We start from the raw sequence: 17292 nt of genomic DNA, 5'->3' as shown, positions 1-17292 counted from the left end.
ACCAGGCGCGTGCGCCGTTGACCAGGATCACGACCCGAGCGGATAACGGGCGTCACCGGATAGGGTCGTTACACCGGCTGATGATCTCTGGGGAGGGTGCGTGCTGGCACTGGTGGCGGTCCATGCGCTGACAGCCGTGATCGCCCCGGCGCTGGTGCGACTCTGGGGGCGCAACGCCCTCTATCCGGTGGCGCTGGCACCGGGCGCGACGCTGATCTGGGCGCTCAGCCACACCACCGGCGTACGCGACGGCGCGCCGGTGGTCGAGACGGTGCCGTGGGTGCCGCAACTCGGGCTGGAACTCGCCTTCCGGATGGGCACGCTGTCCTGGCTGATGGTGGTCCTGGTCGGTGGGGTCGGCGCGCTGGTGCTGGCCTACAGCGCCCGCTACTTCCGCACCGACGATCCCGGCCTCGGCCGCTTCGCCGCCGTCTTCGTCGCCTTCGCCGGTGCGATGCTCGGCCTGGTGGTCGCCGACGACCTGCTGCTGCTGTACGTGTTCTGGGAACTGACCACCGTCTTCTCCTATCTGCTGATCGGCAGCGACCCGGCGAAACGGGCCAGCCGGCGGGCCGCCATGCAGGCCCTGCTGGTGACCACGCTGGGCGGCCTGGCGATGCTCGCCGGGTTCGTCATGCTCGGCCGGCACGCCGGCAGCTTCCGTTGGTCCGAGATAGCCGGGAACCTGCCCGGCGGTGGCTACCTCACCGTCGCCGTGGTGCTGATCCTGCTCGGCGCGCTCAGCAAGTCGGCGATCTTTCCGTTCAGCTTCTGGCTGCCGGGTGCGATGGCGGCACCGACGCCGGTCAGCGCGTACCTGCATGCCGCCGCCATGGTGAAAGGCGGCGTGTTCCTGGTCGCCCTGTTGGGGCCGGTGCTCGCCGAGGTCACCCCGTGGCGGCCGGTGTTGCTGACCGCCGGTCTGATCACCATGTTCCTCGGCGGCTGGACGGCGTTGCGCCAGACCGACCTCAAGCTGCTGCTGGCCTACGGCACGGTCAGCCAACTCGGCCTGCTGATGGTGATCCTCGGTGCCGGCACCCGCGACACCGCCTTGGCCGGCGCGGCGATGGTGCTCGCACACGCCCTGTTCAAGGCCACCCTCTTCCTCACCGTCGGGGTCATCGATCACGCCACCGGCACTCGGGACCTGCGCCAACTCAGCGGGTTGGCTCGGCGGGCACCGGCGCTCGCCGTGGTGGCCGGGCTCGCGGCGGCGTCGATGGCCGGCCTGCCGCCGATGGCCGGGTTCGTCGCGAAGGAAGCCGCCGTCGACGCGCTGCTGCACGGCGGCGGGCCCGACCTGCTGGTCCTGGCCGGTGTGGTGCTCGGCTCGGCGCTGACCGTCGCGTACACCCTGCGGTTCCTCTGGGGAGCCTTCGCCCGCAAGCCGGACGTCGCGCCCGCCGAGGTGGCGCCCGTGTCCTGGCCGTTCCTCACCCCGGCGGCGGCGCTGGCCGTCGCCGGGGTCGCGGCCGGACTGCTCGCCCCGGCGGTGGACCGGCTGCTCGCCCCGTACGCCGACCGGTTTCCCGGCGCCGCGCCGGGCTACCACCTGGCGCTCTGGCACGGGCTCACTCCGGCGCTGGGGTTGTCGGTGCTGGCGGTGGCCGGCGGCGCCGGGCTGTTCCACCTGTTGCGTCGCCGCGAACGGGTGTCTGCCACGCTGCGGCTGCCCTTCGACAGCGCGACCGGCTACACCCGGGTCGTCGGTGCCGTCGACCGGTTGGCGGTGGAGCTGACCGGCGCCACCCAGCGTGGATCGTTGCCGTTCTACCTCGGCGTCATCCTGGTGGTGCTGGTGCTGCTGCCCGGCGGGGCGCTGCTGATCGGTGCGCCCTGGCCGCAGCGGTTCCACGTCTGGGACACCCCGCTCCAGGGGGTTGCCGCCGCCGTGGTGATCGTGTCGGCGGTGCTGGCGGCTCGGGCCCGGCGCCGCCTCACCGCGATGATCCTGGTCGGCGTCGCCGGTTACGGCACCGCGCTGCTGTTCATCCTGCACGGCGCGCCCGACCTGGCGCTCACCCAGTTCCTGGTGGAGACCGTCACCATCGTCATGTTCGTGCTGGTGCTTCGCCGCCTGCCGGTGAGGTTCTCGGAGCGGCCGATCCGGTCCAGCCGGCGCGGTCGGGTGGCGATCGGCGTCGCCGTGGGCGCGGTCACCGCCGGCATGGCGTACGTCGCCGCGGGCTCCCGCCAGGCCATCCCGGTCTCCGTCGGGTTCCCCGACGAGGCGGTGTCGTACGGCGGTGGCAAGAACATCGTGAACGTGGCCCTGGTCGACATCCGGGCATGGGACACGATGGGTGAGATCGCCGTGCTGGTGGTGGCCGCCACCGGCGTGGCCAGCCTGATCTTCCGGCGGTCGGGTGACCTGCATCGGCGGGCCGACATTCCCGGCGGCGGCCGGGCCGAGTCCACCCGGCCCCGCTGGCTGACCACCGGCGCCACCACCCGGGCCCAGTCGGTGGTCCTTCAGGTGGTGACCCGGCTGCTGTTCCACGCCATCGTGCTCTTCTCCATCTACCTGCTGTTCAGCGGTCACAACGCCCCGGGCGGCGGCTTCGCCGCCGGCCTGGTCGCCGGCCTCGCGCTGGCCGTGCGCTACCTGGCCGGCGGGCGTACCGAACTCAACGGCGCGGCGCCCGTCGATGCCGGTGTGGTGCTCGGTGCCGGGCTGTTCGTCGCCGTCGGCACCGGGGTCGGCGCGATGCTGCTCGGCGGCGAGTTCCTGCAGAGCGCGGTCCTCGACCTCCACCTGCCGGTGCTGGGGCACGTCCACTTCGTCACGTCGGTCTTCTTCGACGTCGGTGTCTACCTGATCGTCGTCGGTCTGGTGCTGGACATCCTGCGCAGTCTCGGCGCGGAGATGGACCGACAGAGCGAGACCGAGGACGCCGAGACCCGGGAAAGGGAGCTGGTGTGACCCCCAATCTCACCTACGTGATCGTGGTCGGCGTGCTCGTCGCCGCCGGCGTGACGCTGCTGCTGGAACGCAGCCTCACCCGGGTGCTGATGGGGGTCATCCTGCTGGGCAACGGGGCAAACCTGCTGCTGCTGACCGGCGGGCGGGCCGGTGGCGCGCCGATCGTCGGCACCACCGATCCGGAGCAGATGAGTGATCCACTGCCCCAGGCGATGATCCTCACCGCCATCGTCATCACCCTCGGCATGACGGCGTTCCTGCTCGCCCTGGCGTACCGCAGTTGGCATCTCAACGGGCACGACGAGGTGCAGGACGACGTCGAGGACCGCCGGATCATGGACCTCGCGATCCGCGACGAGGGTCCGGGCACCGCCGACACCGAGGGCGGCACCGGCGACGGTGACGACGACGGGCCGGTCGGCGGTGCTCGACCGGGCGCCGACGTGGTGGAGGCAGGTCGGCCCGGATGACGTACCTCGTTGCGCTGCCGGTGGTGATGCCGCTGCTCGGCGCGGCAGTGACGCTGCTGCTGCTCGGCCGGCCGCACGCCCAGCGGTGGGTAAGCCTCACCGTGCTCACCGCCACCGTGGCGGTGTCCGCGACGCTGCTGGTGCAGTCCAGCCTGCACGGCCCGCTGGTGGTGGAGGTCGGCGGCTGGGTCGCCCCGCTGGGCATCGTGCTGGTCGCCGACCAGCTGGCCGCACTGATGCTCGTGGTCTCGGCGGCGGTGACGCTCTGCGTGCTCGTCTACTCGATCGGGCAGGGCATGGCCGACGGCCACGAGGAGACCCCGCTGTCCGTCTACCACCCGACCTACCTGGTGCTGACCGCCGGTGTCTGCAACGCGTTCCTCTCCGGTGACCTGTTCAACCTCTACGTCGGTTTCGAGATCCTGCTGGTCGCCAGCTACGTCCTGCTGACCCTGGGCAGCACGGAGAACCGGATCCGCGCCGGCACCACCTACGTGGTGGTGAGCCTGCTCTCCTCGGTGATCTTCCTGATCGCGATCGGTCTGGTCTACGCCTCGACCGGCACGCTCAACCTCGCCCAACTCGTCGAAAGGCTGGACACCCTGCCGGACGACCTGCGCCTGGTGTTGCAGGGCATGCTGCTGCTGGCCTTCGGCATCAAGGCGGCGGTCTTCCCGCTGTCGGCCTGGCTGCCGGACAGCTATCCCACGGCACCGGCCCCGGTCACCGCGGTCTTCGCCGGCCTGCTCACCAAGGTCGGCGTGTACGCGATCATCCGTACCGAGACGTTGCTGTTCCCCGGTGGACGCACGGCCACGCTGCTGCTGGTGACGGCGGTGCTGACCATGGTGGTAGGCATCCTCGGCGCGGTCGCCCAGTCGGACATCAAGCGGTTGCTGTCGTTCACGCTGATCAGCCACATCGGCTACATGCTCTTCGGGGTGGGTCTCACCTCGTCGCTCGGCCTGTCCGCGGCGATCTTCTACGTGGTGCACCACATCACCATCCAGACCACCCTCTTCCTCGCCGCCGGCCTGGTCGAACGCCGGGGCGGCAGCACCGCCCTGGACCGGCTCGGCGGGTTGGCGCGGCTGTCTCCGCTGCTTGCCGTGCTGTTCTTCGTACCCGCGCTGAACCTCGCCGGCATCCCGCCGTTCTCCGGGTTCCTCGGCAAGCTCGGCCTGATCCAGGCCGCTGTGGACGATGGCGGTGTGCTGGCCTGGATCCTGGTGGCCGGCGGACTGGTCACCAGCCTGCTCACCCTCTACGCCATCGCCCGGGTGTGGAACCTGGCCTTCTGGCGGACGCCGCACGCGGACATGCCGGCCGACGACGACGCGGCACAGGCCGCTCGTACCGAGGGCGCGGTGCAGCCCGACCGGGGAGGTGGCGGGCGGACGGGTGCGGTGCTGCCCGGCCTGATGATCGCGCCGACGCTCGCGCTCGTGGTGCTCGGACTGGCGTTGACCGCGGTCGCCGGCCCGTTGTTCGACCTCAGCACCGACGCCGCCGACGACCTGCTGCGCCGGACACCCTACGTCGATGCCGTCTTCCCCGGAGGTGCGCCGTGAGCTCCGATCCGTCGACGGAGCCGACCGACCGAGCACATCCGCCGTTGAGCCGCACGGCCCGACGACGCAACCAGGCGATCGCGGTGACCGCGTTGGTCGCCGTCTGGGTGCTGCTCTGGGGCACCCTCTCCTGGGCCAACATCATCGGTGGACTGGTGGTGGCCGTCGTCCTGCTGGCCGTCTTCCCGCTGCCGCCGGTGACCTTCGCCGGCCGCATCCACCCGCTGCCGATGCTCCGCTTCTGGTTGCACTTCCTGCGCGATCTCGTGGTGGCCTCCGCGCAGGTCGCCTGGCTGGCGATGCGGGTCGGTCACCCCCCGCGAAGTGCGATCATCGCGGCGCGGCTACGGGTCAACACCGACCTCAATCTCACGCTCACCGCCGAGGCGTTGTCGCTGCTGCCGGGCAGCCTGATCCTGGAGGCCGACCGGCGGACCGGCACGCTCTACGTGCACGTGCTGGGGGTGACCGACAAGGCCGAGGTCGAACGATTCCGCCGAGGCGTGCTGGAACTCGAGGCCCGCATCATCGAGGCCATCGGGTCAGCCGAGGAGTTGCGCCGTATCCGGGAAAATCCGGCTGACCGGGAAGGGGTACCCGCATGACCGCGGTCGCCGTGATCGTCACCGTGCTGCTCGCCGTGGCCGGCGGGCTCACCCTCGCCAGGATCATCCGCGGGCCGTCGATCCTCGACCGGGCCGTGGCCACCGACGTGCTGCTGGCCGTCATCGTCGCGGCGATCGCCACGGAGGCCGCCTACAGCCGGGACGCCACCGCGCTGCCGGTGCTTGTCGTCCTCGCGGTGCTCGGGTTCGTCGGCTCGGTGAGCGTCGCCCGGTTCGCCGCTCGACGCGACGACACGTCCACGTCCACCACGTCGGAAGGGAGCCAGCCGTGAGCCTGGACGTGGTGTTCGACGTCGTGGCCTCGATCTGTCTGATCGCCGGGGCGTTGCTGAGCGTTGCCGCCGGGGTGGCCCTGGTGCGCTTCCCCGATCTGCTCACCCGGATGCACGCGGCGGCCAAGCCGCAGGTGCTCGGGCTGCTGCTGGTGCTGGTCGGCTGCGCGTTGCGCCTGCGTACCGGGGTGGACATCACCACGCTGGTGCTGGTCGGTGCCTTCTCCCTCGCCACGGCCCCGGTCGCGGCGCACATGGTCGGTCGGGCCGCGTACCCGCACGAGGACATCCGCACCGACCTGCTGGTCACCGACGAACTCGCCGCCCACCTGGACCGTGCCGCCGACGAGCGGGAGCACTCCGCGCCGGCCTGACCGGGCCCTCGACGGCGTCGTCCGGTCAATATCCATTGCGGGCGCGGCGGATCCTCCCTAGCCTTTCCGGCATCAGGTCGATCATGACATGAGCCGGAGAGGAGTTTGCCGTGCGAGAACTCGACCGCAGCCAGGCGGGTGGCCGCTTGTGGTGTCTGGCCGTCGCGCCAGCCGGCAGACTCGCCCCTCCGACGACCGGCAGGTAACTGCGGCGATCGGTACGTCGCCGCAGGGCAGGCCCGCCCTCACCAGCGGTCGTGGATCATGCAGTTTTCGTCCCAACATATCGGGACGAAAGCTGCATTTCAGCGACCATAAGTGCATGATCGGCGGGCTTCGTCGCAGAACCAGGAGAACATCACCATGGGCTTCAGGCTGCTCGCGGGGACGCGGGCGCCGGTGCGGGTGTGGACCGACCCGTACGGCATCGAGCCGCAGGCCGCAAAGCAGCTGCGCAACATCGGCGCGCTGCCGTGGGTGCACGGCGTCGCGGTCATGCCGGACGTGCACTTCGGCAAGGGTGCGACCGTCGGGTCGGTGATCGCGATGCGGCAGGCGGTCTCACCGGCGGCCGTCGGGGTCGACATCGGCTGCGGCATGTCGGCGGTGCGTACCTCACTGACCGCCGACGACCTGCCCGACGACCTCGCCGGGCTGCGCCGGGCGGTCGAGGCCGCCATCCCGGTCGGCTTCGCCCAGCGGGACGAGCCGGTGAACCCGCGCCGGGTGCGGGGGCTGGAACAGCGCGGTTGGGACGACTTCTGGCGGCGCTTCACCGACCTGGACCGGCGAGTGGCGCAACTGGAGACGCGGGCGAAGCGGCAGTTGGGCACCCTCGGCGGCGGCAACCACTTCATCGAGGTCTGCCTGGAACAGGGCGGCACCGACGCCGGCCGGGTCTGGCTGATGCTGCACTCCGGATCCCGCAACATCGGCAAGGAACTGGCCGAGCGGCACATCGCGGTGGCCCGCCGGCTGCCGCACAACGCCGACCTGCCCGACCGGGACCTGGCGGTGTTCCTCGCCGGCACGCCCGAGATGGACGCCTACCGCCGGGACCTGTGGTGGGCGCAGGAGTACGCGCGGCGCAACCGCGCCGTCATGCTCGCCGTCCTGATGAACCTGATCCGGGACCGGTTCACACAGGTTCGCTACGACGAGCCGATCAGCTGCCACCACAACTACGTGGCGGAGGAGAGCTACGAGGGGGTGGACGTGTTGGTGACGCGCAAGGGTGCCATCCGGGCCGGCCTCGGTGACCTGGGCATCATCCCCGGTTCGATGGGCACCGGCTCGTACATCGTCCGTGGCTCGGGCAACGACTGGAGCTACCGTTCGGCCTCGCACGGGGCGGGCCGGCGGATGTCCCGAGCACAGGCGAAGCGGACGTACAGCACCGCGGACCTGGCGGCGCAGACGTCGGGAGTGGAGTGCCGCAAGGACGCCGGGGTGGTCGACGAGATCCCCGGCGCGTACAAGGACATCAACGAGGTGATGGCGCAGCAGGAGGACCTGGTCGAGGTGGTCGCCCATCTCAAGCAGGTGATCTGCGTCAAGGGCTGAGGTACGGTCGGCGCCCGTCGGGGGGCGGGCGCCGGCCGTCCGCCAGCGGGCGGAGTGGCAGTACCTGCCGGTGCCGGTGCCCGCCGAACCAGTCGATCCAGCCCCGGTCGTGCGGCAGTGGGACGGGTATACCGGAGTCGATCATGGCGAACGACGGTTTGACAGCACACATATTCTGATCCTCCGTACCTTCGGCGGACCGTGAGTCGCGAGGGGGGGCCCTGCCCTCTCGACACTCAGGAGCCGCAATGCGTCGGGCGCCCGCCCTCACCGTTCTCCTCGGCACCGTCTTCCTGGACATGCTCGGGCTCGGCCTGATCGTGCCGATCGTGCCGGCCCTGATGACCTCGGTGACCGAGGACGCCGCCGCCGCCGTCTTCTGGTCCGGCCTGCTCGGCTCGGTCTACGGGCTGCTCCAGTTCGTGGTCTCGCCGCTGCTGGGGCGGCTGTCCGACCGCCACGGCCGCCGTCCGGTCCTGCTCGCGTCGTTGACCTGCCTCGGCGTCGACTGGTTGGCCCACGCGGCATCGCCGAGCCCGTGGACCCTGCTGGTGTTCCACGCTGCCGCTGGTGCCTGCGCGGCGACGTACACCGTGGTAAACGCCTACATCGCCGACGTCACGGAACCCGGGGCGCGGGCCCAGGCGTACGGGTTGGTGGGCGCCGCGTTCGGGCTCGGCTTCGTCGCCGGTCCGGTCCTCGGTGGCCTGCTCGGCACCGTCGACGTACGCCTGCCGTTCGTCGTCGCCGCCTTACTGTGCTTCGCGAACGCCGCGTACGGCTGGTTCGTTCTCCCGGAGTCGCGTCCCGGTGACCCGAGCACCCCGTTGACCCTGCGGCTGGCGAATCCGATCGGTGCAATCGCCGCCGTCCTGCGCCGACCGGTGCTCGGTAGCCTCCTCGGTCTCGCCTCGCTCTGCGGTACGGCGTTCGTGTCGGTGCCGTGGCTGCTCTATCTCCTGTGCGCGGTCGGCGTGCTCGGCTCGCTCGCCGGTGCCGCCGCACAGTCATGGATCGCCCGTGCCGTTCGGGCCGAGGAACAGGGCACTGTGCAGGGCGCGCTGACCGGCATCGGTGCCGTGGCGGAAACCATCGTGCCGATCACGGCCGGAGTGGCGTTCGGCTGGTCGCTGACGTACGCGTCGCCGGGCTCGGTCTATCTCGGCGCGGCCGTCTTCGCGGCCGGGGCGGCGCTGCTGCTGGCCACGACGCCCGATGTCTCGCAAGGGCAATGAAGCAGGTCAGGTGTCGGTCGACCGCCACAGCCAGCGCAGCGCGTCGGGCAGCAGGACGCCACCGTGGTTGGGGTTGTGGCCACCGTCGCCGAGCACGAGCCGGAAGTCGTAGCCGGCCTCGGCCAGGGCGGCGGCGACCCGCAGGTTGTGGGAGAGCCAGTTGCGGTGCGGCTCGTTCCAGTGCAGATCCCGATGACCGGCCTGCATGAAGACGCGCAGGGGTTTGCGGGCACCGTTGACGATGATTCCCGGATACGGATTCCCGCCGGGCATCTGGGCGAAGCTGGACAGGCAGCACAGCACCCGCCGGAACCTGTCCGGCCGCAGCCAGGCGGCGGTGAACGCGGCATTGCCGCCGCTGCTGCCGCCACAGATGGCCCACCGGTCCGGATCGTCGGCGATCGAGTAGCGTGCGGTGACCTGCGGGATGATCTCGGTCAGCAGGAAGGTGGCGAGGCGGTCGTCGAACGCGTCGTACTCGGCGTTGCGGTTCTTCGGCTGCTCGGCATCGACGAGGACGCCAGGGTCGACGAACAGGCCAACGGTGACCGGGATGTCGCCCTGGTGGATGAGATTGTCCAGGACGATCGCGCCACGGATTTCTCCGGCCGGATCCAGGTACCACTGTCCGTCCAGGAACACGATCAGCGACGCCGGTCGCAACGGGTCGTACTGGTCCGGTAGGTGGACCCAGAACTTCCGTGACGTGCCGGGATAGACGGTGCTGTCATCCCAGTCGAACTCGATGGTCTGACCTGCCGGCGTGCTCGGCTGTCGGCGGGAGTCGGGGCCGTGGCGGTATCGGACGTCCGACTGATCAATGGGCAGGGGACGGAACGGCACCTGAACGGTCACGCGGTGACGTTACGAGCCGTCGTCGGACCGGACAACGACAATTTCGCATCGGGCGGCGTCTCAGACCGCTGGTGTGGTCTGGTCGAGCGCGAGCGCCGCCGCGTCGCGTGCGCAGCCCCAGGACAGCATCACACCGTTCCCGGAGTGGCCGTAGTTGTGGACGACGAGGGTGGAGCCGCGTCGTTCGGCCTCGAGCCGGGGCACCGGGCGCCCCGGACGGAGTCCGACAGTGTGCTCGATGACATCGGCGGCGGCGAGTGCGGGTTCGATCGCGGCGCACCGCGCGACGATGTCGGCTTCCTCCGCCGGGTCGGGCGTGGTGTCGTCACTGCGCCGCTGCGCGCGGCCGAGGACCACGTGGTCGCCGTGCGGGAAGATCGACGCCCAGGTCGGCGTGATCGGTGCTTCGAGGAAGAACCGCTCGATGCCTGGGTTGCGCAGCACGATCCTCGGGCCGCGTACCAGGGCACACTCACCGTGACGGCGGTCGGCGGGTGGCGTTCACCGAGCACGGTGGACGGTGGGATCACGCCGTGGGGCACCGGCTGAGCAGAATCGGCACGCCGTCGCCGGTCAGGTCCGCGCAGTAGGCCCGCCGCCCGGTCATCGCCATCGTCAGCGCGAGCGTGCCACCGGACACCAGCGGCCCGGAACCGGTGGCAAAGGGGCCGTCCGTCGCCGCCAGGCGCAACCCACCGATCCGACCCTTGGCCGGCACGGTGAGGTCGGAGCCGGCGAAGTACTCGGCGACCCGGGTGACGGTCTCGATCGGGTACCCGCGCTCCAGCCCCAGCGGGCGGCGGATGTCCTCGCCGTGCACGACCTGCTCGCCGAGCATCGCCAACACCGGCAGGGGCGGCTTGGTGGTGCTGGTGACGATCCGGCGGAACCTGCCGAGGGTGTCGTCGGGGGTATCGCCCAGTTGCTCCCGGAGCCGCATGAGCACCTGCCGATCGAAGTCCCACCGGCATCGGATCACGCCCAGCATCCAGCGCGCGGGGTTCAGGCTCGCCGCCGCGGTGAGATGGGCGAGGACCTCACGCACCGTCAGACCCATGCAGAGCGACGGAGTGGTCCACCGGTCGGCGGTCAGGCCGACGAGGTCGTCAGCCAGCGCCGCCCGTTCCGCGTGGACCAGCGACCAGACGGCGGTGCGGTCACGTTTCGCAGTGTGCTCGGTCATGCAGTGAACCTCCTGTGGCGGCCGCCGTCACGTCATGCGAACGGGTCCGACGAACGGCGCAGGCGTGCCGTGTCGAGAGAGAAGACTCCGGGCGTCGGGCAGAATCGTCGCTCGTCACCGACCCTTCTTCCGAGCCGGCTGCCGGGGCGCTGCCCGAGGTCGAGGATCCGGACCTCGTCCGGGCGCGTGCCGGTCCGCGTCGGTGAGGAAGCGGGCGGTCGTACGGCCCGGGGAACGCCGCTAGATCACCAGGGTGTCCTCGCGGCCGGTGCGGCGGCGGACGTGACCGCGCCACCCGGCGAGCACGGCGATCAAGGTCCAGCCGCTGACGCCGAGCATGAGCGCGATCAGCTTGCCGCCGGAGTCGACCCGGTCAGCGTCCTGAAGGGTGAGCGGCCCGTCCGGGTCGGTCAGCACGGTGAGCCTGTCGCCGACCCGGTACCCGGGGTCACTGCCCTGGTAGACCAGCGGTTCCGCGAGGGGCCCGGACGCGCCCGAAAGGGTGAAGGTGTGCCGACTGCCGTCGGCCTGTGCGTCGACGACGGTGACCTCCTGGCGTACGCCGCGCTGTTCGAGCGTCAGGTCGGGGGCGAACTGCACCGAACCGACGAGGACGAAAAGGGCCGGGAGGAACGAGAGGAAGGCCAGCCAGGCCGCGCGGTGCAGGAGGCGTACGGCGAACACGAAGACCAGCGACAGGACGACGCCGGTCCCGATCGCGACAGCCCTGGTGCCGGCGGCGGCGTACCCGATGCCGGTGTTCAGCGCGGCGATGACGAACCCGGACAGCGCCAGCAGCGCCGTCCGGCGGGCCGAGGTAGCGGCCGTCCAGGCACCGGCCATCCCGGTTACGGCGTTCGCAGACACGTCGGAGATCGTAACTGCGGTCGTCGAACTCGGATCGCCGGCCGCGACCGACCTTCCGCCCGTCGCCGCGGAGCCGGCTCAGCGCGTCGCGGCCAGGGTCACCGGCACCGCGACCACCTTCGTGCGGGAGCCGTCGACCGCCGACACCTCGTACACCTCGATGGTGCCGGCCTGCTCGGTCGGCAGCCGGTATCGCACGGCGACCCGGTAGGCGCCCCGGCAGCCGGTGCCGCAGGTGGCGGTGGTGAAGGCGGTGGCGAGTTGGCGGCCGGCGGCGTCGAGTACCCGGACATTGACTGTCGCCTCGAACACGTCGGCGCTACCGGTGACGGTGACCGGGCTGGTCACCCGGTCGCCGATGACCGGTCCGGTGACCACGATCGGTGGCAGCAGATCGGCGTGGTCGGCGCGACCGACCGGTGCGGCGGTACCGAAGTCGACCTGTCGCACGGTGGGGAACTGGGTGAGGGTGTAGACCACCTGCGCCTCACGGAGCCGGGCGGTGACCGGGTCGGCCACGGGGGCCAGCCGGACGGTGGCGACACCGGCGGCGATCCGGCTCACCTCGGCGCCGTCGGGCAGCAGGGTGACCATTCCGGCGTCGGCCTCGCGCCGGGTCGGCCCGGCGGCCAACTCGGCCAGGGCCAGCCGGGAGGTGGCCACGGTGGTGGGTCGGGTGCGTCGGGTCGGGACGAGTCGCCCGTCCCGGACGTACCACAGCTCCAGGGTGAGGGGCGCCGGCCGGGGGACGTCGGTGGTGTCGGTGGGCGGTGTGGCCGGTGCGGGGGAGTCCGTGGGCGACGGCGCGACGGTGGCGGACGGGCTGACGCCGGTGGGAGCCGGCACGGTCGGCGCGGCGGCCGTCGGCGCCGGGCCGAGCGAGCCGGACCGCGACGGCGCGCACCCGGCGGCCAGCAGCGCCAGGACGATCGGCGTCGCGAGTCGGCGGCGGCTCATCAGGTGCCGCCCGTCGGCTCGGACCCGCCCGCGCCGGGCAGTCCCGCAGACGTCCGCCCAGACCCGCTGCGCTGCGCCACCGTACCCGCAGACGGGATGCCTTCCGGCGCGATGTCGGGCAGGTCGAGGCGGAACCGGGTGCCGACGCCGGGGGTACTGTGCACGGTCAACCGGCCGCCGAGCAGCCGGGCGTTCTCCAGGGCGATGGCCAGACCGAGCCCGCTACCGCCGCCGGAGCGCGCCGGGTCGACCTTGTGGAAGCGGTCGAACAGGCGGGGCAGGTGCTCGGTCGGGATGCCCGGCCCCCGGTCGTCGACGTCGATGTGCACCCGGTCACCGGAGCGGACCGCCCGCACCCGGACCTCACCTGCGCCGTGCTGCACCGCGTTGGCGATCAGGTTGCCCAGCACCCGCTCCAGTCGGCGCGGGTCGGTGCGAAGCCGCAGTGGGCCGCAATCGACCGTCACCCGGTCCGACCAGCCGCGCGCGGCCACCACTGCGCGCACCAGGGCCGGTGCGTCGACGTCGGTCGGGCTGACCGCCTCCCGCCCGGCGTCCAGCCGGGATATCTCCATCAGGTCCTCCACCAGACGACGCAGCCGGACCACGTCGCTGACCAGCAGCTCACCGGCGCGCCGGGCGTCGGCGGGCAGCTGGTCGAGGTGGTCGCGCAGCAGCGAGGCCGCCCCCACCAGGGCGGTCACCGGGGTACGCAGCTCGTGCGCCACGTCGGCGGTGAACCGCCGCTCCCGTTCCTGGGCGCGGTGCAGGGCGGCGATCTTCGCCTCCAACGCCTCGGCCATCTCGTTGAACGACGCGGCCCACCCGCTGAACTCGTCGCGCCCGGCCACCGGCAGCCGGGTGGCGAGCAGGCCCTCGGTGATGGCCCGCGCGGCCCGGCTGGCCCGCCCCACCGGTTCCAGGGTGCGCCGGGCGAGGGTGTGCCCGACCGTGGCAGCGAGCAGCACCACGAGTACCCAGCCGGCGGCGAGCGCGTTGCGGAGCTGTTCCAGTCCCGCCGCGAGGTCGTTCTCGTCGGTGATGACGTACAACTCGGCGGTCGAGCCGGGAATCCGGCCACCCACCACGAGCAGCCGGGTCGGCTCCGAGGTGCGCTGGTAGCCGAGCTGCCCGGCCGCGACGGTGGTGCGCAGTCGGTCACTCAGGGGTGGCGCGAAGTCCGGGTCCGAGGGCCAGCTGTCTCCGGCGACCAGCACCACGTGCCGGCCACTGCCCTCGAAACTGGTCAACAGTTCGGTGCGGCGCTGCTCGGTCAGCGGCCGGAACTGCCCGGCGAGCACCAGCCGGTACCGGGCGTCGGCCGCGGCGGCGTGCAGCGACGCGTCGTAGCGGGCCTGCCGCAGCAGCAGGTACGACCCACCGGCGAGCACCCCGGCGGAGATCCCGGCGACCAGTACGAACGCGATGGTCAGCCGGCGGCGCAGCCGGCCGGGGCGGACGGCCGATGTGCTCACCGGTCTCCTGCCCATCGCCGTCGGCCGCTCATCCGGCGACGAGCTTGTATCCGGCGCCGCGTACCGTGCGGATCAGTCGCGGGTTGCCCGGATCCGACTCGACCTTGGCGCGCAGCCGCTGCACCGCCACGTCGACAAGCCGGCTGTCGCCGAGGTAGCTGTGGCTCCACACGCGATCGAGCAGCAGCTCCCGGGTGAAGACCTGCCCGGGTCGGCGGGCCAACTCCAGCAGCAGTCGGAACTCGGTGGTGGTCAGCGGCAGCTCCACACCGGCCCGGCAGGCCACGAACGCGCCGGGGTCGATCTCCAGGTCGCCGACCCGCAGCGGCCCGGGCTCGGGCGGCACCACCGCCCGGCGTAGCACCGAACGGACCCGGGCCACCAGCTCGGGCAGGTCGAAGGGCTTGCGCAGGTAGTCGTCGGCACCGCATTCGAGGCCGACCACGACGTCGATGGTGTCGGTGCGAGCGGTCAGCATGAGGATCGGCACCGCGCTGCTGCGTCGGATCTCCCGACACACCTGGAGGCCGTCGAGGCCGGGCAGCATGACGTCCAGCACGATCAGGTCGACGGTCCCGGCGCGCCAGGCGGTCAGGGCCTGCCGGCCGTCGGCGGCGGTCTCCACCCGGAAACCGGCGCGGCGCAACCCGAGGGCGATGACCTCCCGGATGGAGGCGTCGTCCTCGACCACCAGCACGCGGCCGTCCATGACGGATCCAGGGTAGTCCCGGGCGATCGGCAGGTCGCTCGGCGTGACGGGCGGCAACGGGGGGCCGGCCGGTGCCGGACCCCCGCCGCAGCGGTCGGTCATTCCTGCCACTGGTGCGCCACGTCGAGCACGATCCGGCTGTGGCTGCCGGGCCCGGCCAGCACGAACACCCGGAACGGCAGCCGGGCGCGGACGCCGACGGCGAAGGTGCTGTAACCCTCGAAACTGCCGCCGAAGACCACGTCGCGCAGGGTCTGGTAGCGCAGCACGTTCGCCACGTGCTCGCCGGTCCGGTACGGCACCGTCGCGAGGTGCTCGTCGTCGTACGCGGGGGCGCGCAGCGAGACCCGCAGCAGCGCGTCACCGGCGGTGTACGGCGACAGCGCCAACCCTTCACCCTCGGTGTACGTCTCGCCGTATCCGACCGAGTAGCCGGTGACCGGACCGTCGAACTCGAACACCACCCGGTCGTGGCAGTCGTGCCGTCCGGTTCGTACCTCGATCAGGGGTGCGGAGCTGAGCGCTCCGGCGGTCTTGTCGCCGCTGCCCCAGGTGATCCCGCAGTACGGCGAGCCGGTCGCCGCCTGCGTGGCGGTGGTGGGCGCGGCGGTGGCGGCGATCAGCGCGGCGAGCGCCACGAGCAGTGTGGTGACGGTCCTTCTGATCTTCATTCTCTGCTCCCTTCCAGCCCGCCGACCGCTGGGACGGGCGGGCTCGACCCTGGTGAGGTCCCACCGTCGCGCTGCTTCGCCACGGCAGCTTCGCCGTGGCGTAACGCGCGGGTAACAGCGGTGGGCGGTATGACGCTTTCGCGATGACAACCCGCGAAGGACGGCAATTTAATATTCACGCACATCGATCGCGGCGTGTGGGTACGCCGCTCAGTCCGCAGGGAGTGCGTGATGATCCGACGACAACTGCTGCGCGCGGCCACCGCCGCGCTGGCGGCGGTGCTGGCGGGGACGGGGCTTCAGGTGGCCACCGCCGCCAGCGCCTCGGCGGCCCGGACCGTCTACTACGACGCCAGCCGGGCCGGCGAGTTCCGGACCAACTTCGACCAGGCCGCGCAGATCTGGAACAGCCGGGTCAGCAACGTGCGGCTGGTGCCCGGCACGCCCGCCAGCGTCACCATCTACGTGGACAGCGGCTGGCCCCGGGCACAGGTCACCGGACTCGGCTCCGGACGGATCTGGATGGGCTGGCAGGCGGTCGACCAGGGTTACCACCGCACCCGGATCGCCACCCACGAGTTCGGTCACATCCTCGGTCTGCCTGACCGGCGCACCGGCCTCTGCTCCGACCTCATGTCGGGCAGCAGCGCGCCGGTCTCCTGCACCAACGCGTACCCCAGCGCCGCCGAGGCGAGCCGGGTCAACCAGCTCTTCGCCGGTAGCCGGAGCGCGTCGGCCGCCGCCGGCAGCTACACCTGGACCGAGGACACCGGTGTCGGAATTCTCGTGGTCAACGGCCGCCCGGCCACGGAGAACTACCCGTGGCTGGTCTACACCTCCGGCTGCACCGGCACCCTGATCAAGGCCAACTGGATGGTCACCGCCAAGCACTGCCCGACCCCGTCGTCGGTGCGGGTGGGCAGCATCAACCGCACCAGCGGCGGCACGGTGGTCCGGGTCAGCCGGGCGGTCAACCACCCGAGCATCGACGTCAAGCTGTTCCAACTCGCCAGCTCGGTCAGCTACGCACCCGCGCCGATTCCGACCACCTCCGGCGCGGTCGGCACGGCCACCCGGATCATCGGCTGGGGCCAGACCTGCGCACCCCGTGGCTGCGGCTCCGCGCCGACCGTGGCGCACGAGCTGGACACCTCGATCGTGGCCGACAGCCGGTGCAGCGGCATCAACGGCCCGTACGAGATCTGCACCAACAACACCAACGGCAACGCCGGCGCCTGCTACGGCGACTCCGGCGGCCCGCAGGTCCGCCGGATCAACGGCGTGTGGAACGTGATCGGCGCGACCAGCCGGGCCGGCAACAACAGCTCCACCTGCGCCACCGCCCCGTCCATCTACGGTGACCTGCCCTCGATCCGCTCCTGGATCAACACCCAGGTCGGCGGCCTGCCCGCCTAATGGGAGCTACCGGGTGAGCCGCTGGCAGACTCGGTGCCTGGTAGCCGCGAGCGGGTGAGCACTCCCGCCGCCTGGACCAATGCGAGTCCTGGTGTCAGAACGTGCCCCCGCTCGTGGTCGGG

The 17292-nt window shown here is 71.6% G+C and carries 17 protein-coding genes; 9 read left to right on the top strand and 8 right to left on the bottom strand.

The genetic code is table 11. The features are described 5' to 3' along the window. Positions 1-100 precede the first annotated feature (100 nt). The 8 genes from KBX00_RS10625 to KBX00_RS10590 all read left to right on the top strand — a co-directional run bounded on the left by KBX00_RS10625 (position 101) and on the right by KBX00_RS10590 (position 9037). Entirely contained in the window at positions 101-2926 is a 2826-nt protein-coding gene (locus tag KBX00_RS10625) for a Na+/H+ antiporter subunit A (protein ID WP_210825779.1), read from the top strand. Next, positions 2923-3396: a Na(+)/H(+) antiporter subunit C gene (locus KBX00_RS10620; RefSeq protein ID WP_307868414.1), complete on the top strand. Its 474-nt coding sequence runs from the start codon at positions 2923-2925 to the stop codon at positions 3394-3396. The genes KBX00_RS10625 and KBX00_RS10620 overlap by 4 nt, the downstream gene beginning before the upstream one ends. Beyond that, on the top strand, positions 3393-4967 hold the full coding sequence (locus tag KBX00_RS10615; RefSeq protein WP_210825777.1) for a Na+/H+ antiporter subunit D: 1575 nt from the start codon (positions 3393-3395) through the stop codon (positions 4965-4967). Before KBX00_RS10620 ends, KBX00_RS10615 begins: the two co-directional genes overlap by 4 nt. After that, complete coding sequence (locus KBX00_RS10610; protein ID WP_210825775.1) at positions 4964-5572, top strand: Na+/H+ antiporter subunit E; 609 nt, start codon at positions 4964-4966, stop codon at positions 5570-5572. Before KBX00_RS10615 ends, KBX00_RS10610 begins: the two co-directional genes overlap by 4 nt. After that, positions 5569-5865 carry a monovalent cation/H+ antiporter complex subunit F gene (locus KBX00_RS10605; RefSeq protein WP_210825773.1) on the top strand — a complete coding sequence of 99 codons (297 nt, stop codon included), beginning with the start codon at positions 5569-5571 and terminating at the stop codon, positions 5863-5865. The genes KBX00_RS10610 and KBX00_RS10605 overlap by 4 nt, the downstream gene beginning before the upstream one ends. After that, entirely contained in the window at positions 5862-6239 is a 378-nt protein-coding gene (gene mnhG / locus KBX00_RS10600; protein WP_210825771.1) for a monovalent cation/H(+) antiporter subunit G, read from the top strand. The genes KBX00_RS10605 and mnhG overlap by 4 nt, the downstream gene beginning before the upstream one ends. Positions 6240-6602: 363 nt before the next feature. Further along, positions 6603-7802, top strand: a complete 1200-nt coding sequence (locus KBX00_RS10595; RefSeq protein ID WP_210825769.1) for an RtcB family protein — start codon at positions 6603-6605, stop codon at positions 7800-7802. Positions 7803-8050: 248 nt separating this feature from the next. Next, the gene (locus KBX00_RS10590; protein WP_210825767.1) at positions 8051-9037 is read left to right on the top strand and encodes an MFS transporter; all 987 of its coding nucleotides are present in this window, start codon (positions 8051-8053) and stop codon (positions 9035-9037) included. 6 nt (positions 9038-9043) lie between these two features. Here the strand turns inward: KBX00_RS10590 and KBX00_RS10585 are convergent, their stop codons facing one another. The 8 genes from KBX00_RS10585 to KBX00_RS10550 all read right to left on the bottom strand — a co-directional run bounded on the left by KBX00_RS10585 (position 9044) and on the right by KBX00_RS10550 (position 15754). Continuing rightward, positions 9044-9892, bottom strand: coding sequence for an esterase family protein (locus tag KBX00_RS10585; RefSeq protein WP_210825765.1), 849 nt, complete (start codon positions 9890-9892; stop codon positions 9044-9046). Positions 9893-9952: 60 nt separating this feature from the next. After that, the gene (locus KBX00_RS10580) at positions 9953-10336 is read right to left on the bottom strand and encodes an FAD-dependent oxidoreductase (RefSeq protein ID WP_307868411.1); all 384 of its coding nucleotides are present in this window, start codon (positions 10334-10336) and stop codon (positions 9953-9955) included. An 82-nt stretch (positions 10337-10418) separates the two neighbouring features. After that, complete coding sequence (locus KBX00_RS10575) at positions 10419-11075, bottom strand: maleylpyruvate isomerase family mycothiol-dependent enzyme (RefSeq protein ID WP_210825763.1); 657 nt, start codon at positions 11073-11075, stop codon at positions 10419-10421. A gap of 240 nt (positions 11076-11315) precedes the next feature. After that, positions 11316-11942: a hypothetical protein gene (locus KBX00_RS10570; RefSeq protein WP_307868409.1), complete on the bottom strand. Its 627-nt coding sequence runs from the start codon at positions 11940-11942 to the stop codon at positions 11316-11318. 78 nt (positions 11943-12020) lie between these two features. After that, positions 12021-12899: a Gmad2 immunoglobulin-like domain-containing protein gene (locus KBX00_RS10565; RefSeq protein ID WP_210825761.1), complete on the bottom strand. Its 879-nt coding sequence runs from the start codon at positions 12897-12899 to the stop codon at positions 12021-12023. Continuing rightward, positions 12899-14374, bottom strand: coding sequence for a HAMP domain-containing sensor histidine kinase (locus tag KBX00_RS10560; RefSeq protein ID WP_210825759.1), 1476 nt, complete (start codon positions 14372-14374; stop codon positions 12899-12901). Before KBX00_RS10560 ends, KBX00_RS10565 begins: the two co-directional genes overlap by 1 nt. 28 nt (positions 14375-14402) lie before the next feature. Next, complete coding sequence (locus tag KBX00_RS10555) at positions 14403-15083, bottom strand: response regulator transcription factor (protein ID WP_210825757.1); 681 nt, start codon at positions 15081-15083, stop codon at positions 14403-14405. 98 nt (positions 15084-15181) lie between these two features. Then, the gene (locus KBX00_RS10550) at positions 15182-15754 is read right to left on the bottom strand and encodes a hypothetical protein (protein WP_210825756.1); all 573 of its coding nucleotides are present in this window, start codon (positions 15752-15754) and stop codon (positions 15182-15184) included. A 231-nt stretch (positions 15755-15985) separates the two neighbouring features. On the opposite strand from KBX00_RS10550, the gene KBX00_RS10545 reads away from it, so the two are divergent. Beyond that, on the top strand, positions 15986-17170 hold the full coding sequence (locus KBX00_RS10545; RefSeq protein ID WP_210825755.1) for a snapalysin family zinc-dependent metalloprotease: 1185 nt from the start codon (positions 15986-15988) through the stop codon (positions 17168-17170). The last annotated feature ends 122 nt before the right edge of the window (positions 17171-17292 follow it).

It is taken from the genome of Micromonospora sp. C95, assembly GCF_018070465.1.
In the GTDB taxonomy this organism is placed as follows: Bacteria; Actinomycetota; Actinomycetes; order Mycobacteriales; family Micromonosporaceae; genus Micromonospora.
Note: the sequence above shows the minus strand (reverse complement) of the source record. Positions and strands in the feature narration are given on the sequence as shown.